Source organism: Prevotella sp. oral taxon 376, from assembly GCF_003043945.1.
Taxonomy (GTDB): Bacteria; Bacteroidota; Bacteroidia; order Bacteroidales; family Bacteroidaceae; genus Prevotella.
Map to the genome: position 1 here is coordinate 1,011,837 of NZ_PYXG01000001.1, position 25,379 is coordinate 1,037,215.

Consider the following 25,379-nt stretch of genomic DNA (forward strand, 5'->3'; position numbering starts at 1 on the left):
AAACTCTTAGGTTTCTTGTGCGTCTAATTCTTGTTATGAATCGATTTCTGATTAGCTTTTCGCTGTGGTTAGGCGTGCTCTCGGCTTCGGCGGAGGGCGTTGTCAAGGGTAAGGTTCTGGACAAGAAAACCAACGCTCCGCTTGAGTTTGTCAATGTTCAAGTATTCTTTGCCTCTGATACTACTTTGCTGGCGGGTGGCACAATTACGGATACCAATGGTTTTTTTCTGGTCTCGAAGCTTGCCGACGGCTCGTATGTTGCCAAGGTTTCGTATGTTGGCTACAAGGAGGCAACTCGCCATTTTGTCATCTCCAGCCAGAACCAGGTGGTAAATTATCCGGCAATTTATATTCGCGAGGATGCGAGGATGCTGGGAGAAGTGCAGGTTACCGGGCAGCGGTCGGCCGTGAAGCTTGAGGTAGACCGCAAGTCGTATGATGTCAGCCAGTTGGTGTCGAATGCCGGGCAGGCAGCGTCGGATGTGCTGGAGAACATTCCGTCGGTGGAGGTTGACAACGATGGAAACATCTCGTTGCGGGGAAATTCAAGCGTAGAGGTGTGGATTAATGGTAAGGCGAGCGGTCTCACGAGCGACAATCGTGCCTCCATACTGGAGCAGTTGCCTGCTGAAAGCATCGATTGCATCGAGGTTATCGACAATCCTTCAGCCAAATTCAGCGCCGAAGGGTCGGCCGGAATCATCAATATCGTATTGAAAAAGAATCGCACGGCAGGCTATTACGGGTCCGTCCAGGCAGGTGTTGACACGCGGAAAGGCGCGAATACCAGTTTCAACATCAATTATACCAGCTCAAAATGGGACGCCTATGCCAACATCGGGTTCCGCCATCGCAACGACGAGGGCTACACCGACAGCGAGCAGGAGTATCCCGGCTCCGGCCTGTATCAGAACTATCACGGTACAACCCGTAACCAGGGCAACAACCTCTTCACCCGTGCCGGACTCACATGGCATATTACCCGGAAGGACGACATCGGTATCAGCGGCATGTTTATGAAAGGTCTGCACAAGAACTGGGGCGATACGCCTTACCGCTACGGCCGCCTGAATACGGGCGAGGAGACGCGTATGATGCTCCGTCGGGCCACCGGACGCGGCGACATGGACATGCCGCATGGCGAGTTCAACTATCGACATAACTTCACCGACAAGCATTTTCTCGACATGACGGCAAGCTACAATCGCTGGAAGGCCGACAACGACAACTGGTATCAGGATTCCACCGTCTATTACGGAGCGGCCCCACAGCCCACGGAGTACGGCTACCAATATCGCCCGATGTTCGTGAACAGCCGGGGGTGGGAGTTCAAGATCGACTACGAGAACCCCCTCACCGACAAGTTTAAGATTCAGGCGGGATATCAGGGAAACCTCAATCACGAGAACACTCCTCAGGAAAGCTGGATAGACAACTCGTCGTGGACAGGCACGAATGCCGTGGAGGATCAGGCCTACTACAACCGATTTATCTACGATATGGATATCCACGCACTCTATTTCACGGCTCAGTATCAGCTCGGAAAGCTTGGCATTATGGGCGGTTTGCGAGGCGAATACTGGAAGGTGAACACCGAGAGCTACGACTGGGAGCAGGAACATGATGCCGCCAAGCGTGGAGAGCCATTCAAGAAAGACTATTTCGAACTCTTCCCGAGCATCTTCATGAGCTATCAGCTCACGCCGAACGACCAGTTCCAGCTGAACTATGCCCGCCGGCTTCGCCGCCCGTGGGGAGGACAATTGAATTCTTTCCGCGATACGAGGGATGCCACGACGGTCTCGTTTGGTAATCCGGAGCTGACCCCGGAGTTCTCCAACTCGTTCTCGCTGAACTACCTGCGCACATGGAATAAGTCTTCGCTGCTCGTCAGTGCCTATTATCGCCCTACGACGGATGTCATGCAGCGCATCAACTGGCGCGGCTCTTCCGACGGGCTGATGTATTCCACCAGCGTGAATGTGGCGCGTTCCACCAGCTCCGGACTTGAAGCTACGATGAAGAATAACCTCTTCCGCCGACTCGAGCTCACCACGAACATGAATGCCTACTACTATAAATTGAACGGCTTCAGCTATGACATCGACGGGCAGACCATCACCGGCGAGGGACGGCACAGCTTTACCTGGGACGCCCGTATGACGGCAAGCCTCATCCTGCCTTACGACATTTCCGTCCAGATGAGCGGGCGTTACAACTCCCGGCAGGCCGTCTCGCAGGGATACCGCAAAGCCAGATACAATGTGGACCTGGGGCTCCGCAAGAACTTCCTCAACAAGAAGCTCACCCTCTCTGTCAGCTGCCGCGACCTCTTCAACTCCCGCAAGTGGGAGAGCTATACCTCTTCCGACACTTTCTGGCGCCACCAGATCAACAAGCGAGGAAGCCGGAAGGTGAACTTCACGCTGACCTGGAACTTCGGAAACAACAACAAGAAGAAACATCGGGAGCAGCAGGGCGGCGAAGACGAGCTCGATCCGCAAGAGCGTTATAATGGCGGCGGGGAGATGTAAAAACATAATTTTTCCTCCATTCTTCTTTCAGGCTTTTCGCTTTTTCATTATCTTTGCACGGAAAATCTATAATAGATAATATCATGAAGAGTGTCAAGACAGTCATTTCGGCATTGCTGTTATTGTCGGCCATGTCGGTTTCCGCTCAGCCGGAGAGGGTTACGCCCTATGTCAATCCGTTTATCGGAACGGGAAAAGTAGATGCAAACAGCCTCAAGGGAGGCAATTTCCCGGGAGCCACGATGCCGTTCGGAATGGTGCAGCTGAGCCCCGAGGAGTTTGTCCGCCCCAACGGAGACGAGGCTTCCGGTTATGATTATAGTTGTAATACGATATATGGCTTTGCCCACACCCACTTGAGCGGTACGGGCTGCGTAGACCTGCTGGATGTGCTGATGCAGCCTTCGGTGAAGCCCCTCGCCGCTCTCACCGGGCAGGAAACTTTCCCCGAGACATTCAGCCATGCCCATGAACAGGCCCGTGTGGGCTACTATTCGGTGCGCTACGACGGCTCCGACATCCTCTCCGAGCTTACCGCCACCGTGCGCACGGGCATGACCCGCATCACTTTTCCTGCCGGAATGCCTCACAGCCTGATATTCGACATGGCGCACGCAGGCCAGAACCGCGGCGGCGACCGCAAGACCGTCATCATCAATTCACAGCTCCGCCTGCTCGATTCCATCACGCTCGTGGGCTACCGCAAACTCAGCGGATGGCAGAAGGAGCGGTCCGTATATTTCTATGCCAAGTTCTCCCGCCCTGTTACGGGAGCCATCTTCAAGTCGGGACAGGCAATCTTTCCAAGCGGGGATGTCGCCAACGGGCGCAACACCAAGTGCTTCCTGTCGTTCGGCAACGCCTCCGCCCCCCTGCTCGTAAAGGTGGCCCTCTCACCCGTGAGCATCGAGAATGCCCGTGCCAACATGGAGAAAGAAAACCCGTCGTGGGACTTCGACGCTGTCGCGAAGAACGCGGAAAGCGCCTGGGAACGGGAGCTCTCCAACATACGGGTAGACGGAACCGACGAGCAGAAGGCCATTTTCTATACGGGTCTCTACCATGCCTACATCCAGCCGAATACGATTTCGGATATCAACGGCGACTATGTGCGCTCTGACTATACTGTGGGAAGGCTTAAGGAGGGCGAGACCCAGTACAGCACCTTCTCTCTCTGGGACACTTTCCGGGCCTGTAACCCGCTCTACACGCTGCTCAAACCCGAGCGTGTGGGCGACTTCGTGAAGAGCATGCTGCGGCAATATGAGGTCTATGGGTATCTTCCCATCTGGCAGTTATGGGGCTCGGAGAACTACTGCATGATAGGCAACCATGCCATTCCTGTGGTCGTCGATGCCGCCTTGAAGGGGCTTCCCGGAGTAGACCGGGCCAAGGTCTACGAGGCCGTGAGGGGCAGTTCGCTTCGCGATCATCCGCAATCACCATGGTCCATGCTCGATAAATACGGCTATCTGCCGGAGCCCCGGCAGATAGAATCGGTGTCTATCACGCTTGAGAACGCCTATGACGACGCCTGCGTGGCACGGCTGGCGAAGGCGTTGGGCAAGACCGACGACTACGACTACTTCAACCGTCGCTCCCGTTTCTATCGCAATCTTTATGATGCCCGGACGGGCTTCTTCCGTGCCAAAGACGAGCAGGGCAACTGGATGGAGCCGTTCAATTCCTATTCCTATAAGCCCGTGGGCATGCACCCCTATGCCGAGGGCAATGCCTGGCAGTATCGCTTCTTTGTGCCGCAGGATGTTCCCGATCTGGTGATGCTGATGGGGGGCAAGCGCAAATTCGAGCAGGCGCTCGACGCCCTGTTTACCGACGAGACGCGTGTAGACCTCGACGGTGGCGGCAATGCTTCCGGGTTCATCGGGCAATATGCCCATGGCAATGAGCCGAGCCACCATTGCGCCTACTTGTATAACTGGTGCGGAGCCGACCGTAAGGCGCAGTATTACGCCAACAAGGTGATGACCGAGCAGTATAACGCACGGCACGACGGCTACTCCGGCAACGAGGATTGCGGTCAGATGTCGGCCTGGTATGTCTGGTCGAGCATGGGGTTCTATCCTGTGGATCCGGCTTCGGGTGTTTACAGCTTCGGCTCTCCGCAGTTCCGCAAGGTGGAGATAACCCTCCCGGAAGGTCGTAAATTCATCGTCAGGAGCAACCGCAAGGGGAAGGAAGACTGCTACATCAAGAGCGTTAAGCTCAATGGGAAGCCCTATAAGAAGAACCATATCACCCACGGAGACATCCTCCGGGGAGGCACGCTGGAGTTCGTGATGGGCAGATAAATGGGCAAAGGGGAAGCCAGACGCCGTCAGGAGGCTGACAATCTCGGCGATTTCGTTCCACGATTTCGGCGATTTCGTGGGACAAAATCGCCGAAATTGTCCGACCGTAGACTACAGATGTGAGGCAGGCTGGCCGCCGGGCCTACTCCTCGTCTTTATGGGCGCTGCCCCCTTTCGTGTCAAGACATGCCTCCACTACATTCAGAATGTAGTCGCCCACCTTCTCGCACTCGGCTATCAAGTCGACATAGTAGACGCCCAACTGATAGCTGTACTTTCCGTTCTCCACATCACGCACATTCTGGTTCTTTAGCTGATTGCGGAAGTTATTGATCTCGTGCTCGATGTTATACGACTTGTTGATGTTCTTGCGCTGTGCCGGATGCTCCACCTTGAGCACCATTTCGTCGAAGGCCTGGTCTACGAGCGACATCATCATGACGATGTGCTCGTGCTGCTGCGGCGTGAAGCTTTCCTCGCCGTGTTCCCGTTTGCGGTTCAGGGAGCGGCCTATGTTAAAGCAACTGTCGCCTATGCTTTCGAGCTCGCTTATCTGCCGGAGCATCATCTGGATTTCCATTTTCGACTCGCTCGACAGCCTTCCTTCGGACACTTGGTTCAGATAGTTGGCAATCTCGACCTCCATGCGGTCGGTGATGGCCTCGTATTTTTCAATGCGGGAGAAGAGATTCATGAAGTCTTTCTCGTTATCGGTGTCGAGCAGAGTCTTCGTAAAGCCGTACATTCGCTGGCAACGCTCGGCGAAACTGTTGATTTCCTTCTGTGCCTCCAGGATGCTGAGCTCGGCCGTAGAGAGCAGTCCGGCGGAGATATACTTAAGTCGATACTCCTCATCTTGCTCTTTCATCGGCAGAATCTTGCACACGAGTTCCTCAATCTGCTTGACAAACCAGATGAGCAGAAGCGTATTGAAGATGTTGAAAGCCGTGTGGAAGGCCGACAGTTTGAAAAGAGGATTGTTGTCTGCGCCCATCACATGGGTAACAAACCAGCTCACGCCGTCGCAGGCGGGGTAGAAAAACGGGAGGATAATGACCACGCCAAACACATTGAAGAACATGTGCGCCAGGGCGGCACGGCGGGCTTGTGTATTGGCCGTGAGCGATGCCATGAAGGCTGTAATCGTGGTTCCGATGTTCTGGCCCATGGCTAAAGCGGCAGCTTGCTCGAACCCGAACCCGGGAATATTCATGTCGAAGAGCATCAGGGTGATGGCCATGGTGGCGGCAGAAGCCTGTACGAGCATGGTTACGAGGGCTCCTACGAGCACGAAGAGGAGGATGGTCCAATAGCTGTTGCCGGATACATGAGCGAGCATGTTGGCCACCAAGGCGCCGATGTTCATGTTGTTTGCCGCCTGCTGGAGGAAGCTCAGTCCCATGAAGAGGAACGAGAAGCCGAAGATAAATTCACCTATGCTTTTCTTCTTGGAGTTGTTTGAGAAAATGAGCGGCATGCCGAAAGCCAGCAGAGGAATGGCAAAAGCCGCAATGTTAATCTTGAATCCGATGGCTGAAATGACCCATGCGGTAACGGTCGTGCCGATGTTGGCTCCCATGATGACCCCGATAGCCTGGGTGAGATTCATCAATCCGGCGTTGACAAACGAGACTATCATGACGGTCGTGGCACTCGAACTCTGGATAAGAGCCGTAACAAAGATGCCCGTAAGCACGCCCATCACGCGGTTTTTGGTCATAGAGGCGAGCACGGTTCTCAACCGGTCGCCGGCGAATTTCTCAAGTCCCTCGCTCATAATCTTCATTCCGTAGAGGAACATGGCGAGTGAGCCTAACAGAGAAAAGAGGTTCAGAATGGTATTCACAAGAATCTATAAGAAGTGTGGTAATAATTATCGCAATTACCCTGCAAAGGTAATTAAATTCAATAAAAATGCCAAATATATTCTTGCTTTTCGCCCTCCTTCCGGCTGGGGAATGCTCACTTCATGACTCAAGACAGGCGCGCGCATCTTATATAATAAGGTGAAATGTTAAAAATGATGGTTCCCATGAATGTTTTTAGCTATTAATTTGGTTTATATTATAAACTTCTTTATATTTGTGCTGTGGTTTAAAGAAAAGAAGGACGCAAAGTTCCTAACAAGAATAAACGAGTTAACGAAAAGAAAAAACCAACCCTTTAAAAATGTAGTAATATGGAAGATCAGAACAAACTGACTGCCGAGCGCAGTCTTGAGATTATCAAGGAGTCTATCGAACAGAGCCGCCGCGACATCACGAAGGGCTCCTGGAAGAGCATGCTGGTGTGGGGCGTCTTGGTCGCGGTTATCGCCCTCATCGTCGGACACCTCTGGGAGCACACCTCCTTGGGCTCCGGCGCAAACGGATTATGGGGCATTCTGGGGCTTATCTCCCTCGGGGAAGCCCGGTATAAGTCGAAGAAGCCTAGGCGGCCGATTACCTTTGTCTCGAAGACCATTACCCAGGTATGGACTTGTTTCGGTGTCATGGCCGGATCACTGGGCGTTATCTGCGGGGTGATAGCCGGCTTCGGATGGAAGATCTCCCTGCTCCACGCTCCCGTAAATGAACCGATGACTGTGATATTGCCCATCACCGCCATCATCATCTTGTTCATGGGACTGGCCGGGATGATCACGGGAAGCATCCTGAAGAGCAAGGCCATTGCCGTCTGCTGCTTCATCGCAGGTGCCTTCGGAAGCCTTCTGGCTCTCATCTTCCACGGCCCCATGGAGATGGTAGTACTGGCGGGAGTCTGCGTGGTGGGACTTGTTATCCCGGCATTGATCATCCGTAACGAAGAAAAATAAGCGCAGCTATGTTTGAGAAACTGGACCCCTTGTTGCATAGCGAGCTTCGACTGGCAGTAATGTCGCTGCTGTTGGGCGTCGACGAGGCCGACTTCCCGTTCATCAAGGAGCAGACGGGAGCCACGGCGGGAAACCTCAGCGTGCAGATAGACAAGCTACGGCAGGCCGGCTATATAGAAGTGTCGAAGGCCTTCGAGGGCAAGCGCCCGAAGACCACCTGCAAGATAACGCCGGTGGGCGTCAAGGCTTTCGAGGAGTATGTGAACGCCCTGAAGAGCTATATCGGATAGCTCTGCGGCTGCCGTGGGCAGCCGTTCCCTCTGCTAAGAATGTCAGAGGCGGCTGCAACTTTCCGCAATCTGACAGCGTCTAAAGATTATGATTATATCCCAAAAAACAATGAAAAGATTATTTCTATTATTAATATTGGCTCCATTGAGCCTCGCCCTGAGCGCCCAGACCCTGCTGAAGGGAACGCTCGTGGACTCGCTGACCCACGAGGCAGAGGCCTATTCCACCGTCCGCGTCTTCAAGGACGACAACACGGAGAGACCCGTCGCCATGTCGATTACCGACACCGACGGCAGGATCAGTATGCGCGTGGCGGGCAAAGGCAGGTATAGAATCACCTTTTCCTCGCTCGGAAAGGCTCTTGTGGAGCGCAGCCTGACTCTCTCAGGAGAGCCGGAAGTAGACCTCGGAACCATCCTCGTGCATGCCGATGCCCAATCTCTGGGCGAGGTAACGGTGAAGGCGCAGGCGCCCCTCGTCAAGATGGAGACCGACAAGATGTCGTATAATGTGCAGGACGATGTCGACTCAAGGTCGTCTACCGTGCTCGATATGCTCCGCAAAGTGCCGATGGTTACGGTGGACGGACAGGACAACATCACCGTGAACGGCAGCTCCTCGTTCAAGGTTTATGTAGAGGGGAAGCCGAATCCGATGATGAGCGCCAACCCCTCGCAAGTGTTCAAGGTGATGCCGGCGAGCATGGTCAAGACCATCGAGGTCGTTACCAATCCCGGCGCGAAGTATGACGCGGAGGGAGCCGTGGGCGTGCTGAACCTGACGATGAACCGCGAGCAGGCCACGGGAGGGCCGGCGCCTGACGGACACAACGGGAGCGTGGCTCTTTCCGCCGGCAACCGCTCCTACGGCGCACAGGGATATGTGAGTGCGCAGAAAGGCCGGTTCAGCGTGTCGGGAAACATGGCTTTCCAACACCAGACGATAAAGGGAATAGAGGTTGCGGTCGACAATTCCCAGACCGCGGACAACGGCACCTCGCTCACCCATGCGGTGTCTGAGACCGACCAGCGTTCCAATGCCGTTCTCGGAAACCTCTCCATGAGCTATGACCTCGACTCGATGTCCGTCGTCAGCGCAACCGCCGGACTCATGCACTATCGCCAGAAACAGCATACGCCCTTGCTCATATCCCTGCGGGGAGGATACTATGGCGAGGGCGCCTCTTACCGAAACGAGGAGTGGGAGCGCCCGAAATACCAGAACCTGTCGCTCGGCGCCGACTATCAGCGCTTCTTCAACAAGGAGCGCACACGCTCGCTGACGCTGAGTTACCTGTTCACCTTGAACCCTACCCACCGCGACATGACGAACTACTACGAGCTTCTCTCGGGCACACCGCTCGTCGACCTTACCGACCGGATGTCGCTCAACCACATGCTGTCGCGCGAGAACACCCTCCAGTTCGACTATATTACGCCCCTCTCGAAGGCCGTGTCGTTCTCGGCGGGCGTGAAGTATACCGGCCGCCGCAACACCTCCAACGCCGAGTATTACACGGCCACGGCCGGCGAGTTCGCCTATCGGAACGACCTGAGCATGCGCTACAAGTATCTGAACCACATTGCGGCGGCCTATGCCGAGGCTACCGCGAAATCCGGAAAGCTGGGCGCAAAGGCGGGCTTGCGATATGAGTATACCTGGCAGAATGTAACCTATGAGCTGGGCAACGGCGAGGATTTCAGGAAGCACTACGGCAATCTGGTGCCGTCGCTGAGCCTTACCTATAACATGGCTCCTACCCGCAACATCGGCCTCACCTATAATATGCGCATCTCCCGACCGGGCATTACCTATCTGAACCCCTATGTGGAGCGGACCCCGCTGTCGCAAACCTATGGCAACACGACGCTCGAAGTGGAGAAGAACCACAATGTGGGGCTGGTGCTCAACTCGTTCAGCCCGAAGCTGATGGTGAATGCCAGTCTCAGACAGAGCTTCTGCGACGACGCCATCTCGCAGTATCAGTTCTATGAGGGGAGCATCCTCAACACCACCTTCGGCAACATCGTGAGGCAGCGCGTCTCCTCTCTGAGCAGCTACCTGAACTGGGCAGCAGCACGGGAAACACGCCTCATCTTCAACGGAAGCGTCTCCTACAGCGACCTTCGCAGTACCGCCCTCACGCAGGAGACCAGCGGATGGGTCGGCAACCTGATGCTCGGCTTACAGCAGACGCTGCCCTGGAAGGTGAAGATGAGTGCCAACCTGATAGTTTCCACTAGGTCTTACAGTCTCCAGGGATGGAGCAGCGGCTTCTCGGGAGTTTTCGGCAGCTTCTCGAAAGACCTCTGCAAGGGCAGGCTGAACATAGCCCTGCAGTATTTCACGGGCCTCCACCGGCATGGGCAGCTGGCCTTCGACAATTATCACGGGGGACGAAACTTTGCCGCCATGCAGCATATCAGGGTTCCCGTGGCTCAGTTTGCGGCGAAAGTGAGCTATTCGTTCGGAAACCTGAAGAAGCAGCTTACCCAGCGCAAGTCGAAGATTCAGAGCGACTTCATCGACCGGAAGGAGGGCGGAACGCAGCTTCCCGAGGGTATGGGCATGTAAGACAGGGAGCCTTTCGGCCGTGATCGTTCGGCATGGCGGGCGCCTTTCATAAAGTTACCAGCCGTTAGTAACACGATTACAAGCGGCTGGTAATGTCGTTACAAACTGCTTGTAATCGTGTTACAAGCCGCTTGTAACAAAATGGGGGATGGGTGTTTGCCGGTCTCTTGGCCGCTGCACGACTGGCGGCTTGCCGTTCTCAGTCCTTGCAGTTCTTGTGCGTCATGATGTCGAGCACCATCTTGTCGGTGGAGCACATGGCCTCCTTGCCGATGCTGGTGAGGTTGCGGATGCTGCGGTCTACATCCTGATCGATGATTCCTTCTGCCGCCGTAACATGCTTGCCCTCGCGAGCCAGCAAGGCGGAGAGCAGGGCCGTGGAGACGCCCGAGCATATTTTGAGCGAGCAACTGGGCTTGGCGCCGTCGCAGATCATTCCCGTGAGGTTGGCTATCATGTTCTTCACGGCATGCGTGATATCGGTGTAGTCGCCGCCCATGAGGTAAGTGATGCCGCAACTGGAGCCTATGCTTGCCACGACACATCCGCAGAGGGCGCTCAAGACGCCGAGGCTCTGCTTGATGTAGATGGCTGTCAGGTGGCTCAGTGTGAGCGCGCGGATGAGTTCTTCTTCGGTGTTCTCGTTCTCGGCAGCATATACGGCCACTGGGTTTGTGGCGCAAATGCCCTGGTTTCCGGAGCCGGAGTTGCTCATCACGGGTATCATCGCGCCTCCCATTCGCGCGTCGCAGGCGAGTGCGGTCTTAGAAAGAATGTGCGAGAACATGGAGTTTCCGAAGATGCCATGGCTCAAGGGGCGGTCCATGGTCTTGCCTAAGCAGTGGCCATAGTTGCCTTTCAGCGATTCCCGGGCTGCCCGCATGTTGTATTCCTGCGTCTCGAGCATGAACCTGATTTCGTCGACGGGGGTCGTGGTGGCAAAGTCGTAGACCATCTTCAGGTCCAGACAGATGCCGCAGTCCATGCTGCCGCCGGCGGCCGTGGCCTGCTCGTCGCGCAGTACCTGCCCGTTTTTCTCCTCGCGGACGATGCTGGTATGTGAGCCAGAGATGACGGCCGTGGCCTTGTCGTCGCCCGCCTGACAGGTTACTTCCACATGTAAGATATCGCAGCAGTTTTGCTTCAGGCTGACGCAGATGCGGTTCTCGGCGATGTACTGCCGGCCTTCCTCGAGGGCTTCAGGGGTGAGGTCCTTGATAACCTCAAGCTTGTATTCCGACTTTCCGATGAGGGCTCCGAGAGCTACGGCTATGGGCAGTCCGATCATTCCCGTCCCCGGGATGCCCACGCCCATGGCATTCTTCAGGATGTTGGCGCTGAGGAGGACCGATATTCGTTCCGGCCGCTTGCCCAACAGTTCCTTGGAGCGAGCCGTGCAGAGGGCTACGGCCATCGGCTCCGTGCATCCCACGGCCGGAACCACCTGCCTGTGGATCAGGCCGATAATCTGTTCGCGAATCTTTTTGTCAAGCATAGTATTATATTGTAGGATGTTCCGGCTCTCTGCGCGGAGAGCCGGGATGAGTGTCATTTCTTGTAGTTCTCGAGTCCCCTGTTGAGGAATTCGAGGAAGGCGGGTATATCCTCCTTATAGCTGTAGGATCCTACGAGCGGGTTACCCTCGTTGTCTACGGGCACATAGAACGGCTGCGTGTTGGCGCCGAACTTGTGGCTCTGCAGGTAGCTCCATTTGTCGCCCACGGTGCGCAGCTTGCGCTGTTGTCCGTTCTCGTTGATCTCGATGGGCTCGGGGAGAGGAGTCTTGTCGTCCACAAAGAGCGAAATCAGCACATAGTCCTTGGTGAGGATGTCGGCCACGGAGGCATCTGTCCAGACGGCAGCCTCCATCTTGCGGCAGTTCACGCAGCCGAAGCCGGTGAAGTCGATGAACACCGGCTTGCCTTGCGCTTTGGCTGCTGCCATGCCGAGGTCGTAGTCGGTGTACTGGGCCTCTACCACCTTGGTGTTGAGATTAAAGTCCTGCGTGGTAATGGGCGGCGCGAAGGCACTCACGGCCTTGCAGGGAGCCCCCCACAAGCCAGGCAGCATGTAGACGGCGAACGCCAGCGAGCCCAGACCGAGCATGATGCAGGCCACGGGTTTGGGCTTGTTCAGCTCGCCTCCGATCTCGTCTATCTGGAACTTCAGCCAGCCTATAAGGTAGAAGCCGAGAGCCGCGAAGATGATGATCCACAGGGAAAGGAAGACCTCGCGGTCGAGGATATGCCATCCGTAGGCCAGATCAGCCACGGAAAGGAACTTCAAGGCGAAGGCCAGTTCGATGAATCCGAGCACCACCTTGACGGTGTTCATCCATGATCCTGACTTCGGCGCGCTCTTCAGCCAGCTGGGAAACATGGCGAAGAGGGCAAACGGAATGGCCAGTGCCAGCGCGAATCCGAGCATGCCCACGGTGGGCGCGATCCAGTTGCCGGAGGTTACCGTCTCCACCAGCAGCAGTCCAATGATCGGCGCGGTGCAGGAGAATGAGACGAGAACCAATGTAAATGCCATCAGGAAAATGGATAACATACCGGTGGTATTCGAGGCTTTTGAGTCTACGGAATTCGACCAGCTGTCGGGCAGTTTGATTTCAAACCATCCGAAAAAGGAAAAGGCAAACACCACTAACAGCAGGAAAAGGAAGATGTTGAACACGGCACTCGTCGAGAGTTCATTGAGCTTGCTCGGACCGAAAATGGCCGTAACGAGCAGTCCGACGCCAAGATAGATCACCACGATGGACACTCCGTAGATGATGGCGTCGCGTATTCCACGCTTCTTATCCTCCTTCGCACGCTTCAGGAAGAAGCTTATCGTCATCGGGATAATAGGCCAGATGCAGGGCATGACGAGGGCTAAGAGCCCGCCGATGATGCCCATCAGGAAGATGTACCACAAGGAGTGGCCCATGATGTCGTTGGTACCGCCGAAAGATTTCAGTTCCTTGACGACGGGCTTCCACCATGAATCGGTATTCGAAGGGGAAAGGGTGGCGGCGATGGCGGCGGAGTCAATCCCTGTCGTGGCATCTTCCCGGTTCTGCAAGGCAGTTGCTGCCAGCGAGTCGGCCTTAGCCTTGGCAAGGGCTGCTGCTGCGGCCGGATCCGGCTTGCTTTCCTTCTTGTTCTCCTCGGGCTTTGCCGTTGCCGTGAAAGCGGGCGACTTACCCGACTGCTTGATACTTACCTCTTGGGGAGGAAGACAGCTCTCGTCGTTGCAGGTGCCATACTCCAGATAGGCATCGATGGTATAGTTTGGCTTGGTGAACCTCACTTTCTGCACGAAGGTAACCGACCCTTCGAAATAGCGGAGGTTCATCTCGAACATCTTGTCGAATTTCGCAATCTCCTTTCCGCGTGGCGTAAGCTTGCCCACAAGTTCGATTCCGTCTTTCTTTTCTACATGAAATATGGCAGGGATAGGTCCCTCGGAGCCTAAGTCGGTGGAGTAAACATGCCATCCGGGATCTATGCTTCCGCTGAAGATTATTTCGCCTTCAGCAGTTCCATTGGTCTTCAATGTCGAAGACATATGTACCGGCTTTGCCATCTGGGCGTTGACCATCAGTGCCGCAAGGAGCATGAGAGTCAGTGTCATTAGTTTTTTCATGTGGAGATTCATTTTTTTAGATTTTGCTGCAAAGATAGCTTATTTCTCCGAAATACATTGTGTTGCCCTCATTTATTTTTAGTTGTTTAACCATATAGGAATGAATCCTGGGGGGAGAAAGGGAGTGTTCCTGTCTTTTCAGGATATGCCGGATGCAGGGAAAAACAAATCCCCCGCTCCGTCGCGGAGCAGGGGACAGTCATTTAATTAATTAGAGAGTTTATTGTTGTTAGCTTTGTTTATTCCATGAAAATGTCGTGGTGTTCAGCACACCTGACTGCCCGGTTTCACCTTGCCGAGCACCGTCGTAACGCTCAGGTCTCCGTCGAAGTTCTCCGCGGAGAGGATCATTCCCTGGCTTTCGATGCCCATGAGCTTGCGCGGGGCAAGGTTGGCGATGAAGAGAATGTCCTTGCCGACGAGGTCTTCGGGGGCATAGAACTTGGCGATTCCGCTCACGATGGTGCGCTCCGTGCCGCTGCCGTCGTCGATGGTGAACTTCAGGAGCTTGTCGGCTTTCTTCACCTTTTCGCAGTTGAGGATGTGTCCGACACGGATGTCAAGTTTCTCGAAGTCTCCGAACGGTATGTTCTGCTTGATGTCCTTGGCCTTGTAGGCAGCAGCCTCGTTGGCCTTCTTGGTGGCGGCGAGCTTGTCGAGCTGCGCCTGAATGGTCTCGTCCTCTATCTTTTCGAAGAGCAGGTGAGGCTCGGCAAGCCAATGTCCGGCCTTCAGGAGGTCGGTTTGGCCAAGCTGGCCCCATTCGAATCTCTCGATGTTGAGCATGCCTCGCAGGTCCTTGGAGGAGAAAGGCAGGAACGGCTCGAAGGCTATGGCCAGATTGGCCACCAGCTGCAAGCTGATGTTGAGGATGGTCTCCACACGCTTGGGGTCGGCCTTCCACACTTTCCACGGCTCACACTCGGTGATGTATCGGTTGCCGATGCGGGCGAGGTTCATGGCCTCGAACTGCGCGTCGCGGAACTTGAAGCTGTCGAGCAGGCTCTCTATCTTCTGCCTTGCGTCCTTGAATTCCCCGATGGTCTTGCGGTCGGTGTCGGTCAGTTCGCCGCAGGCGGGCACTATGCCGTCCCAGTATTTCCTTGTGAGCTGCAGCGCGCGGTTCACGAAGTTGCCGTAGACGGCCACGAGCTCATTATTGTTGCGTTCCTGGAAATCCTTCCAGGTGAAGTTGTTGTCCTTGGTCTCGGGAGCGTTGGCGGTGAGCACATAGCGCAGCACATCCTGCTTGCCGGGCAGCTCCCGGAGGTATTCGTGCAGCCAGACAGCCCAGTTGCGCGAGGTGGAAATCTTGTCGTTCTCAAGGTTGAGGAACTCGTTTGCCGGCACATTGTCGGGCAGGACATAGTCTCCATGCGCTTTCAGCATGGTCGGGAAGATGAGGCAGTGGAACACGATGTTGTCCTTTCCGATGAAGTGTACCAGCCGGGTTCCCTCGTCCTGCCACCATTTCTGCCACGGACCCCACTTCCGCGGCTCTCGGTCGCACAGTTCCTTGGTGTTGGAGATGTAGCCGATGGGCGCGTCGAACCATACATAGAGCACCTTGCCCTCCGCTCCCTCCACCGGCACGGGAATGCCCCAGTTGAGGTCGCGGGTCATGGCGCGCGGCTGCAGGTCTATGTCGAGCCAGCTCTTGCACTGCCCGTAGACATTGGAGCGCCACTCTTTGTGCCCGTCGAGAATCCACTGTTTCAGCCACTCCTGATAGTTGTTCAGGGGCAGATACCAGTTCTTTGTCTTCTTCACAATGGGCTTGGAGCCGGAGATGGTGGAGTGGGGATTGATGAGTTCCATCGGACTCAGGTCCGACCCGCACTTCTCGCACTGGTCGCCATAGGCGTTCTGGTTGTGGCAGTGAGGGCATTCCCCGACGATATAGCGGTCGGCAAGAAACTGACGGGCTTCCTCGTCGTAGAGCTGTTCCGTTTCCTTCTCCAGCAGCTTCCCGTCGTCGTAGAGCTTGCGGAAGAAGTCTGACGCAAACTGGTGATGCACGCTTGAGGTGGTGCGGCTGTAGATGTCGAATGAGATGCCGAACTCCTCGAACGAGTCCTTGATGAGTTTATGGTAACGGTCTACCACATCCTGGGGCGTGATGCCCTCTTCTCTCGCGCGGATGGTAATCGGCACTCCGTGCTCGTCGCTGCCGCCAATGAAAACCACTTCCTGCCTCTTCAGGCGCAGGTAGCGTACATAGATATCGGCCGGAACATAGACTCCGGCCAGATGGCCGATATGGACACCGCCGTTGGCATACGGCAGAGCGGCCGTAACGGTGGTGCGCTTGAACTTGTCTCTCATTGCTGTTTGTGAATTTGATTGCAAAAATACGAATTATTCTCGATAATCGGGAATCTCTCGTCTTTTTTTTATTAATAAGGTGGAAAATGACCGGCGGGCGGGTCTCCTCTGGTGTTTCGTCCTGCCTGTGTCGGTTTCCCGTGTGGCTGTCAGCGGCAAACAGCCTGACAAAATCGGCGATTTTGTCGCACGATCTCGCCGATTTCGTCGTACGGTTTCGCCGATTTTGTCAAACCGTCGGTCGTCTCCGAGAAAGAGGGAGGGGCTTAGTTGCGATCCACCTCCTTGCCTTTGAAGTAGGTGTGGAGCCCGTCGGTGGCATAGTCGTCGCCGCTATAGGAGAAGTGCTTGCCGCCGATGGCATTGCTGATGACGGTGCCTTTGTAGTAGCCATGCCGCCGGTCGCGGGCATAGCCGGCCTTCAGCGGTTCGAAGGACGCGGCATCGGCACCTTTGACGGCATGCCCCTCGTAGGTTACGATGCCGTCTTTCACGAGATACTCGCCCGCTTCCGACGGGCCCAGTCCGAGCCATCCCTCAATGTCCAGCCCCTTGCCCTCGCCCTGGGGGGAGGCCAAGGCAGAGGCTTTTCCCTGATTTTCCGAGTGCGCCGTGCGAGGAACGGGCGTCCGTGCGGCAGCCCCAATCTTGTGATGCCGCGTGAAACGGGCGTCCACCTTGAAGCAGGAGGGGTCTACAAACTCAAGCACCTCGCCCAGATAATACACATTATAGCGGTCTCTGGCATATCCGAAGCCGAGCTCCTCGAAGCTTTCGGCGTCGGCGTCGGGCAGATACTGTCCCTGATAGAGCACCTTGCCGTCGGCAGCGTGATAGTCGTTCCACCTTGTCTGAGCCTCCAAATGCAGGCAGGCCGTCAGTGAGAGGGCTGCCAGAAAAACTCTCATCGTTCTCATATTCGTCGGTCTTGTTGCGCTTAATTGTGCCAAAGATACGCATAATTTTTCGGAATCCCAATCCTGTTTCGTGCTTTTCTCAAATATTTCCATTATCTTTGTGGCTGATAATATCATAGAAAACAATGAAGAAACTACTTTTACTGCTCTTCGCGGCGGCCGTGGCGATGCCGATGAGAGCACAGGCTCAGACGGAGTTCAACCTACGACTCGACAATCGGATGCAGATGAATATTCAGGTCTGCACCGATGAAATCTTTCGCATACGCATCACCCCGCGCGACCAATATGCCGAGAACCTGTTGATTCGCTACGGCGTGCAGAAGGCCGACTGGCAGCGGGTGGACTGCCGGCAAAGGGATAACGGCTCGACCGTGGAGCTCTCCACGGACAAGTATGTGCTCACGGTGAGTAAGAAAGACGGTGCCGTCCGTGTGGCCGACAGGAACGGCCGCATCGTGCTTGAGCGGGTGCTCTTCCGCCCGGGGGCCGACGCCCTCACGGCAGAGCTGGGCAAGAGCGTCAACGAGCAGTTTGCCTCGTTGAAGGTGGCGAGAAACGACGGCATCATCGGCGACGACAGAAACCGGAAACAGGCGAAGGATACCGTGGAGACGGGCGACTACCGCAAGTGTAGCGTCGTGAGCCTCTCGATGAAGCCCGGAGAGCGCTTCTACGGCGGCGGCAGCACCTCGCGCGAGCACATCCAGCACCGCGGCGAACTGCTGCGCATGTGGGCAACCTATCAGCACACCGAGATTCCGCAGCCCTTTTTGATGAGCAGCGAGGGCTGGGGGGTGTTCAATAATACCACCGTGAAGAATTTCTTCGATGTAGGGCGCTATCAGAGCGACGCCCTCAACATCTTCAATACTGTCGACGAGGCCGACTTCTATCTGATGTTCGGACGGTCGATGCCCGATGTGCTCAGCGCCTTCACGCTCATCACGGGGCGTGCCTATCTGCAGCCGAAGTATGCCTACGGTCTTTGTTTCGGCCCTAATATGTATGAGAATCAGTTTGATGTGCTGAGCGACGCGGTCGCCTTCCGCCGCGACGGATGCCCCTGCGACCTCCTCTGGTTGGAGCCGCAGTGGATGGAGAAACGCTACGACTTCTCAACCAAGAAGAAGTGGAACTACAAGCTCTTCTCGCCCGAAGGCTACTGGGACTCTCTCTCCTATCCGAAGAAAGAGCACTTCCGCCTCTTCATCGGACGCCTCCACGGCATGGGATTCAGGCTCGGACTGTGGCTCTGCGAGGAATACGACCTCAGCATTACGGAAGAAGACGAGATTGCTGCGGCCGCGGGCAGGAAGACCAGCGGCAAGGAGCACTGGATGGATCACTTGACGAAATTCATCGACAATGGCGTAGACGGATTCAAGATGGACCCCGCCCGCACCATCGACGAGCATCCCACATGGAAATATTACAACGGTTATAGCGACAAGGAAATGCATAACCTGAACCAGGTGCTGCTGCCCAAGCAGATGGAGCTGATGATGCGCCGCCACACGGGACGCCGCAACTGGCATCACTATACCTCGGGATATGCCGGAACGCAGCACTGGGGCGCATCGACGAGCGGCGACAACGGGGGCGGCAAGACGGCTCTCTTCGACCAGCTGAACCTGGGAATGAGCGGGCACATGAATACCTCCTGCGACATCATGTCGGTGGATTCGCTGGCCCTGGAGATGCCGGCGCTGTACTTCGGGGTGTTTCTCCCGTGGATGCAGATCAACAGTTGGTACTCGCTGATGCAGCCGGAATACTTCGCGCCGAAACAGAAACGGATGTATATCGACTATATCCGGCTGCGCTATGCCCTGCTGCCCTATATCTACTCTACGGCCATCGAGGGATCGCAGACGGGCATGCCCATCGTCAGGGCGATGCCGCTCGAGTTTCCCGACGACCGCAATGTGGATGATGCCTGCTATCAGTATATGTTCGGAAAGAATCTGCTTGTGGGCATTTTCAGCAACTCTGTCTACCTGCCGGAGGGCGAGTGGACCGACTTCTGGACAGGAAAAAAGGTTGCGGGGGGCACTACCGTTACCCACGCATACCCCAAAAATCGTGCCGGCTTGCTCTTCGTGCGTCCCGGAGCCATCGTTCCGATGCAACGCGACATGAACTTTGTGGGCGAATATCCGCTCGATACGCTGACGGTGAGGGTGTATCCTGACGGCAAGTCAAGCTTCACGATGCTTGAAGACGACGGCATCTCGTATGACTTTGAGCAGGGAGCCATTGCCCGGACCACCTTCCAAAGCAGTCTTTCAGACCGCCTGCTGGAGTTCGAGGTGCTTCCCGTTGAGGGGCAATATAAGGGCATGTATACTCATCGAGTCTACCAGTTGGAGGTCTATCTGCCCCGACAGCCGCGGAAAGTCTTCGTGAACGGTGTGAAGACCAAGGCTTCCAGTTATGCGGACGGCATCCTCAAGGTGGCCTTGCCACAAGAAAGCATCGGTGAGAAGGCGACCTTAAAAGTGGCCTTTTAGGGCATGCAGGCTCCTGAAAGACCCTCTAAAACTCATATCCGAGGTTGATATAGAAATAGAGCCTGTCGCTGCGGTTGTTCCATCCGAGGCTTGCCCCGAGCGGGCCGAGCATGGATTTATAGTACCCGCCGACCTGAGCGCCCCAGAGCATGGTGGTGGAGAAGAGGTCGGCAAGCCGATTGGCATGCACCGCGGCATTGACCTTGGCAGTCAGGAAGACGGACTTATAGATGTTTTCCTGCGCCTTGAGCCGCAAGCCGATGAAGTGGTTGTCGGCAAGTTCCATGTGCCCCAGTCCGGCAAACGGCATCTGCTGGTCTACATAGTGGCCGAAGAAATCGCCTCCGATGGTATTGGCGACGACCATGGGGATCTCGCTTCCGAAGAGCATGCGGCCGTAAGCCATGGGCTGGAGAGTAAGCCGCTTGCTGAGGGCAAACGCCATTCGCCATGCCGCGTCAAGCACGGAGAAGCCCGTGTGGCCGTCAAATCCGGTGAAGTTATCGGTGTAATAGCCGTATCCACCATGGAAACGGGCGCCCCGGGTGGGGAAGTAAGCATCGTTCTCAGAGTCGTATAGCGTCTGGAAATGGTAGCTGTAGTAGTGGTCGTCGGTAAGTTTCTGCAGGTCGCCGGCGGCCAGATACTGCACTCCGGCCAGCAAATCGTCGTGGTGATAGTAGTCCCAGCAGGCACTCATGGTGATGTTGAAGTTGCGCAGATTGAAGTCCAGAGGCGTGAAGCTGACGGCATGGTGGTTGAAGGTATGATTGAAAGCCTTCGACCCCTTGCTGTAGATGTTCATGTCGTTGTGGGCATATTCGTATGCCAGACGCAGCTTGGTGAAGCTGACGGGGGTGTATACGATTTCAGCCCGGGCCTTCACGCGGCGTCCGAGCCGCACCGTGATGTCGAGCACGGCGGGTATCTTGGTGTGGAAGGGAACCTCTGCTCCTATCTGGATGGCTGCCATCTCTTCGGTGTCGAAGCGTGTTCCCGCCTGTATCTGGGCGGTCTCCCGTGCGCCGGCTTTAAAGGTAAGCGTATAGCCGTCATGGTTTCTTGCGAACTCATAGTCGGCCTCTTCATAGTAGAGGTCTACCCTCATGGAGGTGGCGATGAGCTCCGCGTGGGCAGCATCAATGCTGTCGCCGTCTTTCAGGCGGAACTTAGTGCGGATGAAATACTCGTCTTCAGGGGTCGTGCCGACGAAGTTGAACCGGCTTACAAGGTATTTCTTTTCCATCGACTGCGGCTGCTGACAGGCTATCGGGCTGACCTGATAGTCGGCCGGGATGCCGATTCGGGCCTTGAGTGCCATGAGTTCGTCCCAGTGCCTCATGGCTTCTTCCTCACCGCGGTGTATGAGCGTGTCGATGGCTTCACGGGTGAAGCTCGCCGCACCGTAAGGTTTGGTGTTCATGCGGATGGGCACATCGGTGATGGACAGATTCTCGTCGTACTTGTTCTTGCAGTTCACATCCACGATCTGGCCTAAGATTGCCGCCGTGTTTGTCAGGTCATCCGCCGTCTTGGGAGTTCCTTGGACGGTGGATCCGATGATGATGTCGGCCCCCATTCGGCGGGCGATGTCGGCCGGATAGTTGTTGCGCAGTCCGCCGTCTACGAGCATCATCCGCCCTTTTCTTACCGGCGAGAAGGCACCGGGGATGGCCATGCTGGCCCTCATGGCCTCGGCGAGCACGCCGCTATGGAAGTCATACTCCGTATTGGTAACGATGTCGGTGGCCACGCAGGCAAATGGCCGCGGGAGCGAATAGAAGTCGAGGCTGTCGTTATAGCCGTCGGTGAGGTTGCGGAAGAGCACCGCAAGGTTCTTTCCCCGGAGTATTCCCGCCGATGCCGACTTCTTTTCCGACTTCAGCGAGATGCCCCGTTGGAAGAGGTAGGTATTCTTCTTCTCACGCTTGCTGAGGCTCTGATTTCTGAGGTTTTCATCGTCGGACAGCACATAAGTCCAGTTCTGCGCCCGCACGAGGGAGTCAAGTTGGTCGGCGGTATAGCCTATACTGTAGAGCCCTCCCACAATGCTGCCCATCGAGGTGCCTGTTACGATGTCGACGGGAATGCCCGCTCGCTCAAGCACTTTGAGCACTCCGATGTGCGCTATGCCCTTGGCGCCGCCGCCGGAGAGCACCACGGCCACCTTCTTGCGCTGTTGCTGCTGTGCCCAGCAGGGCAGGACGGCAATTCCGGGAAGCATGAGGAGCAGGATGAAGAGCCGTTTTCGTTTCATGATGATAGGGTGTCTGTATATTGCAAATATAAGCAGTTTTTTCGTAATTTGCAATCTTTTGCCTCCCTTTTGGCGTTTGTTTTTCGTGGGCGGGCCGGTGTCGCTTCGTGTAAAAGGTCGTTATCGGCTCGACAAAATCGGCGATTTCGTCGGTCAATCTCGGCGATTTTGTCGGTCAATCTCGGCGATTTCGTTGCGCTGTCTGACAGCCTCGAAGAGAAGGATGGCCGTGCTTACCGATACATTCAATGAGTCGAGCCGACCAAGCATGGGGATGCGGATGTGGGCATCGGCGGCCGTGCGCCACAGGTTTGTGAGCCCCGTGGCCTCCGTTCCCATGACAAGGGCCGTGCCGCAGGTCATGTCGGTGTCATAGTAGAGCCGTGAGTCCTGCAGCTGGGCGGTGAGGATGCGGATGCCTTTGGCTTTCAGAAACGCGACGCACTCTTCGGAAGAGCAGGCCACGAGGGGGATGGTGAAGACGGAGCCGACGCTGCTGCGGATGAGGTTGGGGTTGTAGAGATCGGTCAGCGGGTCGCAGACGATGACGGCGTCGGCAGCCGCCGCGTCGGCGCTGCGCAGCACGGCTCCCAGGTTTCCCGGCTTCTCCACGCTCTCCAAGACCACGATGAGCGGACTTGGGGGCAGCCGGAGGTCTTGCAGGGTCTTCCCGCGAGCCTTGACGAGGGCCATGATGCCCTCGGTTGCTCCCCGATAGGCCATCTTGCCGTAGACCTCCTTGGTAACTTGATAGCTGTCAGTCTGGCGTAACAAGCCCGGCAGACGGGCTGCCTCGGGGTGGTCCTGCATGATCTCGGGGCAAAGGAAAAGGGAGTCGATCGTGAACCCGGCATTGACGCAATGGCTCACTTCCCGGACGCCCTCTACGACGAAGAGCCCCGTCTTCCTGCGCTCTGACGACTTCTGCTGCAGGGTTACAAGTTTTTTGACTCTCGTGTTCTGAGGGCTGGTTATCAGGTTTTCCGCTGTCATCTCGTTATCGTTTATGCCGCAAATTTACGAAGAAATTACGAGAAACGGCCTCTTTCCGGCCTTATAATTTCACCCTCAGAAGGTAGCCTTTCTTGTATATGACATCGATGGCGAGGCTTTCATCCGACCTGATGGCCCGTCTCAGATAGCTTATCTGTACATTCAGGGCCATGGAATTGGCATAAGAGTCGTCGCCCCAGGCCGCGAGGAGAATCTGCTCCCGCGGCACAATCTCGTTGGGGGCATCGCTCAGGAGCTTGAAGATTTCAGCCTGTCGCGAGGTGAGCATCACTCGTTCGTTGCCGCATTTCAGCTCATTGAGGTCGTAGCGGAACTCTGTGTTGCCGAGTCGGAGGAAGTTTTTGCCGGAGGAATCTTCCCTGGGTTGTTTCATCTCGAATATCATGTTCTTCATAAACTCATGCCGGATGCCGTCGATGCGCTTCTGTATGAGAATCGTTTTCACCTGATATATGAGGCAGAAAGCCAACACGCAGAGGAACAGGAGGCTTATCAGCAGCTGCCACGCCATGGTCCTGATGACGCCACTCACGGGGATGGGGATGATGAAGGAGACGCCTTCCTTGAGCATGGGGTTGCTGCAGTAGACCACTTCCAGCTCTTTGCGCCATCTGTTGAGGATGCGGTATTGCGGCTCCATCTTCACCTCTGTCTTTTTCAGAAACCTGAATTCGGCGGAGGGAGGCAGGCTCCCGGCGATGAGCAAAGAGTCGAGAACATCTTTCTGGAACGGCCTGAAGCGGGTGTTGACATAGCGGTTGTAGATGGTGGAGGCATCCTCCGTTTCCAGTCCTCGCCCGCTGAACCTGATGCGCCGCTTGCCGGGCAGGTCGTAGGTGAAGGTCGAAGTGGTCTGCGCGGGGCCGTTCCTGCGGTTGTCGATGTGTATGTTGATGTTGATTTTCAGGGTGTCTTTCTCGCCGTTTCTCGGTTTTGCCCTCGTGCGTGCGTCGCTTCTTATCCGCTCTTCGGCCTTGATGACCTTTGCGCAGACCTGCTTCATCTCGTCAGCTTTCTTGCTGCCGTTGTATTGATACTGGTTGTATAGCCAGTAGAACTGCCCTGTCAGCATGAGCAGCAGCGTGAAGATGCTCAGGTAATATACAGTCTTGATTCGTCTGTCCATAGCCGTTGTGTTTCGGAAAGCAGGTCGTTGGCTCCTGCTCTTGCAAAGATAGCATAAACTTGGCGAAACCAAAGGCTTTTGGGGCAGATGTTAATAAATTAGTAATAAAAAACGGCTCGCAAGATAAGAATATAGTAATAGAAACCGAAGGCGCGGCCGCAAGGAATTCGATAACTTTGCGTCAGGACTTTAAAATACGGAAGCATATGAAACAAAATGTCATGTTCCTGGCCTGTATGCTGCTCTCGCTGGCGGCGTGGCCGCAGGGTGTAACGGTTTATACGGCGGCAGATGCCGCTCGTGGAGACTCCATAGACCGGGTGAAATATGAAGTGGTGTATGACTTGCGGGGCATGGTTCCCGCCGTTCCCGACTCCATCGTCTACGATGAACGCATGCTGCTGCAAATCGGCGAGAGGGCCTCGGCTTTCTACAGTTACGCCGCCTATCAGGTGGATTCGATGGTCGCGGAGCAGATCAGGAGGCGCGATAACCTGAATATCCGCTACACGGCCAGGGTGAATTGGCGGCTTTACAAGAACTATCCGGCTATGGGCAGGACCATGTTTCTTGACCGCGTGGCCAACGATCGCTATGCCGTGGAGGAGGGCGAGGAGCTTCCGGAGTGGTCGTTGGTGGCCGACAGCGTAAAAGAACTGCTCGGTTACCGGTGCCATCAGGCCGTAGCGGCGTATAAGGGAAGGATCTGGAGCGCATGGTATACCGATGATGTGCCCATCGACAACGGCCCATGGAAGCTGCAAGGACTGCCCGGCCTGATTCTTCAGGCTTATGACGAGGGACGGGAATTTGTGTTCACGGCCGTCGGGATGATGAATGTCGGCACGGGGAAGGCCATTGAGTATAAGGGCAGAGGCTTCACCCCGATAGACCGCGGGTCGCTCAACAAGATTTATAAGCGTTATTATGCCGACGCCATCGGCTATACGCTGATGAGCTATCCGTCGTCATCCCGCAACTCCATCAAGATTACCGACGGCGAGGGGAACGAGCTGAAGCATTCCAAGCCAATACCCTATAACCTGATAGAGCGGTGATTCCGGGCGA

General features: G+C 55.7%; 15 protein-coding genes. 7 read left to right on the forward strand and 8 right to left on the reverse strand.

Going from position 1 to position 25,379, the window contains the following annotated elements; all coding sequences use genetic code 11:
- The first annotated feature begins 35 nt into the window (after window positions 1–35).
- On the forward strand, window positions 36–2,534 hold the full coding sequence (locus tag C7120_RS04445; RefSeq protein ID WP_107620524.1) for a TonB-dependent receptor domain-containing protein: 2,499 nt from the start codon (window positions 36–38) through the stop codon (window positions 2,532–2,534).
- An 83-nt stretch (window positions 2,535–2,617) separates the two neighbouring features.
- The gene (locus C7120_RS04450; protein WP_107620525.1) at window positions 2,618–4,846 is read left to right on the forward strand and encodes a GH92 family glycosyl hydrolase; all 2,229 of its coding nucleotides are present in this window, start codon (window positions 2,618–2,620) and stop codon (window positions 4,844–4,846) included.
- 142 nt (window positions 4,847–4,988) lie between these two features.
- Here the strand turns inward: C7120_RS04450 and C7120_RS04455 are convergent, their stop codons facing one another.
- The gene (locus C7120_RS04455; RefSeq protein WP_255413135.1) at window positions 4,989–6,692 is read right to left on the reverse strand and encodes a Na/Pi cotransporter family protein; all 1,704 of its coding nucleotides are present in this window, start codon (window positions 6,690–6,692) and stop codon (window positions 4,989–4,991) included.
- Between the two features lie 333 nt (window positions 6,693–7,025).
- On the opposite strand from C7120_RS04455, the gene C7120_RS04460 reads away from it, so the two are divergent.
- The 3 genes from C7120_RS04460 (at window position 7,026) to C7120_RS04470 (ending at window position 10,526) form a co-directional block, all read left to right on the forward strand.
- A complete protein-coding gene (locus tag C7120_RS04460) occupies window positions 7,026–7,661 on the forward strand; it encodes a hypothetical protein (RefSeq protein ID WP_107620527.1) in 636 nt (211 codons plus the stop codon).
- An 8-nt stretch (window positions 7,662–7,669) separates the two neighbouring features.
- Window positions 7,670–7,951, forward strand: a complete 282-nt coding sequence (locus C7120_RS04465) for a transcriptional regulator (protein WP_107620528.1) — start codon at window positions 7,670–7,672, stop codon at window positions 7,949–7,951.
- Window positions 7,952–8,060: 109 nt separating this feature from the next.
- The gene (locus C7120_RS04470; protein ID WP_158267345.1) at window positions 8,061–10,526 is read left to right on the forward strand and encodes a TonB-dependent receptor domain-containing protein; all 2,466 of its coding nucleotides are present in this window, start codon (window positions 8,061–8,063) and stop codon (window positions 10,524–10,526) included.
- A 199-nt stretch (window positions 10,527–10,725) separates the two neighbouring features.
- Here the strand turns inward: C7120_RS04470 and C7120_RS04475 are convergent, their stop codons facing one another.
- From C7120_RS04475 to C7120_RS04490, 4 genes are all read right to left on the reverse strand, one after another.
- The gene (locus tag C7120_RS04475; protein ID WP_107621385.1) at window positions 10,726–12,021 is read right to left on the reverse strand and encodes a serine dehydratase subunit alpha family protein; all 1,296 of its coding nucleotides are present in this window, start codon (window positions 12,019–12,021) and stop codon (window positions 10,726–10,728) included.
- Window positions 12,022–12,074: 53 nt separating this feature from the next.
- On the reverse strand, window positions 12,075–14,159 hold the full coding sequence (locus tag C7120_RS04480; protein WP_107621386.1) for a cytochrome c biogenesis protein CcdA: 2,085 nt from the start codon (window positions 14,157–14,159) through the stop codon (window positions 12,075–12,077).
- 264 nt (window positions 14,160–14,423) lie between these two features.
- Complete coding sequence (gene metG, locus C7120_RS04485) at window positions 14,424–16,484, reverse strand: methionine--tRNA ligase (RefSeq protein WP_107620530.1); 2,061 nt, start codon at window positions 16,482–16,484, stop codon at window positions 14,424–14,426.
- A 266-nt stretch (window positions 16,485–16,750) separates the two neighbouring features.
- Window positions 16,751–17,401 carry a DKNYY domain-containing protein gene (locus C7120_RS04490; protein ID WP_158267346.1) on the reverse strand — a complete coding sequence of 217 codons (651 nt, stop codon included), beginning with the start codon at window positions 17,399–17,401 and terminating at the stop codon, window positions 16,751–16,753.
- Between the two features lie 125 nt (window positions 17,402–17,526).
- Between C7120_RS04490 and C7120_RS04495 the strand changes: the two genes are divergently transcribed.
- Window positions 17,527–19,914: a TIM-barrel domain-containing protein gene (locus tag C7120_RS04495; RefSeq protein ID WP_107620532.1), complete on the forward strand. Its 2,388-nt coding sequence runs from the start codon at window positions 17,527–17,529 to the stop codon at window positions 19,912–19,914.
- Between the two features lie 25 nt (window positions 19,915–19,939).
- Here C7120_RS04495 and C7120_RS04500 read toward each other — a convergent pair whose 3' ends face one another.
- From C7120_RS04500 to C7120_RS04510, 3 genes are all read right to left on the reverse strand, one after another.
- Window positions 19,940–22,171: a patatin-like phospholipase family protein gene (locus C7120_RS04500; protein WP_107620533.1), complete on the reverse strand. Its 2,232-nt coding sequence runs from the start codon at window positions 22,169–22,171 to the stop codon at window positions 19,940–19,942.
- A 153-nt stretch (window positions 22,172–22,324) separates the two neighbouring features.
- Window positions 22,325–23,164 (reverse strand): RNA methyltransferase, encoded by an 840-nt coding sequence (locus tag C7120_RS04505; RefSeq protein ID WP_107620534.1) that lies wholly within the window; start codon window positions 23,162–23,164, stop codon window positions 22,325–22,327.
- A gap of 61 nt (window positions 23,165–23,225) precedes the next feature.
- A complete protein-coding gene (locus C7120_RS04510) occupies window positions 23,226–24,311 on the reverse strand; it encodes a winged helix-turn-helix domain-containing protein (protein ID WP_107620535.1) in 1,086 nt (361 codons plus the stop codon).
- A gap of 206 nt (window positions 24,312–24,517) precedes the next feature.
- On the opposite strand from C7120_RS04510, the gene C7120_RS04515 reads away from it, so the two are divergent.
- The gene (locus C7120_RS04515) at window positions 24,518–25,369 is read left to right on the forward strand and encodes a GLPGLI family protein (RefSeq protein ID WP_107620536.1); all 852 of its coding nucleotides are present in this window, start codon (window positions 24,518–24,520) and stop codon (window positions 25,367–25,369) included.
- Window positions 25,370–25,379: the final 10 nt, after the last annotated feature.

What these genes read in the sequence shown, in the direction of transcription:
- C7120_RS04470 (WP_158267345.1), top strand. Translation starts at nt 8,061, where the DNA reads ATGAAAAGATTATTTCTATTATTAATATTGGCTCCATTGAGCCTCGCC.
- C7120_RS04510 (WP_107620535.1), bottom strand. Translation starts at nt 24,311, where the DNA reads ATGGACAGACGAATCAAGACTGTATATTACCTGAGCATCTTCACGCTG.
- C7120_RS04450 (WP_107620525.1), top strand. Translation starts at nt 2,618, where the DNA reads ATGAAGAGTGTCAAGACAGTCATTTCGGCATTGCTGTTATTGTCGGCC.
- C7120_RS04500 (WP_107620533.1), bottom strand. Translation starts at nt 22,171, where the DNA reads ATGAAACGAAAACGGCTCTTCATCCTGCTCCTCATGCTTCCCGGAATT.
- C7120_RS04460 (WP_107620527.1), top strand. Translation starts at nt 7,026, where the DNA reads ATGGAAGATCAGAACAAACTGACTGCCGAGCGCAGTCTTGAGATTATC.
- C7120_RS04490 (WP_158267346.1), bottom strand. Translation starts at nt 17,401, where the DNA reads ATGAGAACGATGAGAGTTTTTCTGGCAGCCCTCTCACTGACGGCCTGC.
- metG (WP_107620530.1), bottom strand. Translation starts at nt 16,484, where the DNA reads ATGAGAGACAAGTTCAAGCGCACCACCGTTACGGCCGCTCTGCCGTAT.
- C7120_RS04445 (WP_107620524.1), top strand. Translation starts at nt 36, where the DNA reads ATGAATCGATTTCTGATTAGCTTTTCGCTGTGGTTAGGCGTGCTCTCG.
- C7120_RS04475 (WP_107621385.1), bottom strand. Translation starts at nt 12,021, where the DNA reads ATGCTTGACAAAAAGATTCGCGAACAGATTATCGGCCTGATCCACAGG.
- C7120_RS04465 (WP_107620528.1), top strand. Translation starts at nt 7,670, where the DNA reads ATGTTTGAGAAACTGGACCCCTTGTTGCATAGCGAGCTTCGACTGGCA.
- C7120_RS04515 (WP_107620536.1), top strand. Translation starts at nt 24,518, where the DNA reads ATGAAACAAAATGTCATGTTCCTGGCCTGTATGCTGCTCTCGCTGGCG.
- C7120_RS04505 (WP_107620534.1), bottom strand. Translation starts at nt 23,164, where the DNA reads ATGACAGCGGAAAACCTGATAACCAGCCCTCAGAACACGAGAGTCAAA.
- C7120_RS04480 (WP_107621386.1), bottom strand. Translation starts at nt 14,159, where the DNA reads ATGAAAAAACTAATGACACTGACTCTCATGCTCCTTGCGGCACTGATG.
- C7120_RS04495 (WP_107620532.1), top strand. Translation starts at nt 17,527, where the DNA reads ATGAAGAAACTACTTTTACTGCTCTTCGCGGCGGCCGTGGCGATGCCG.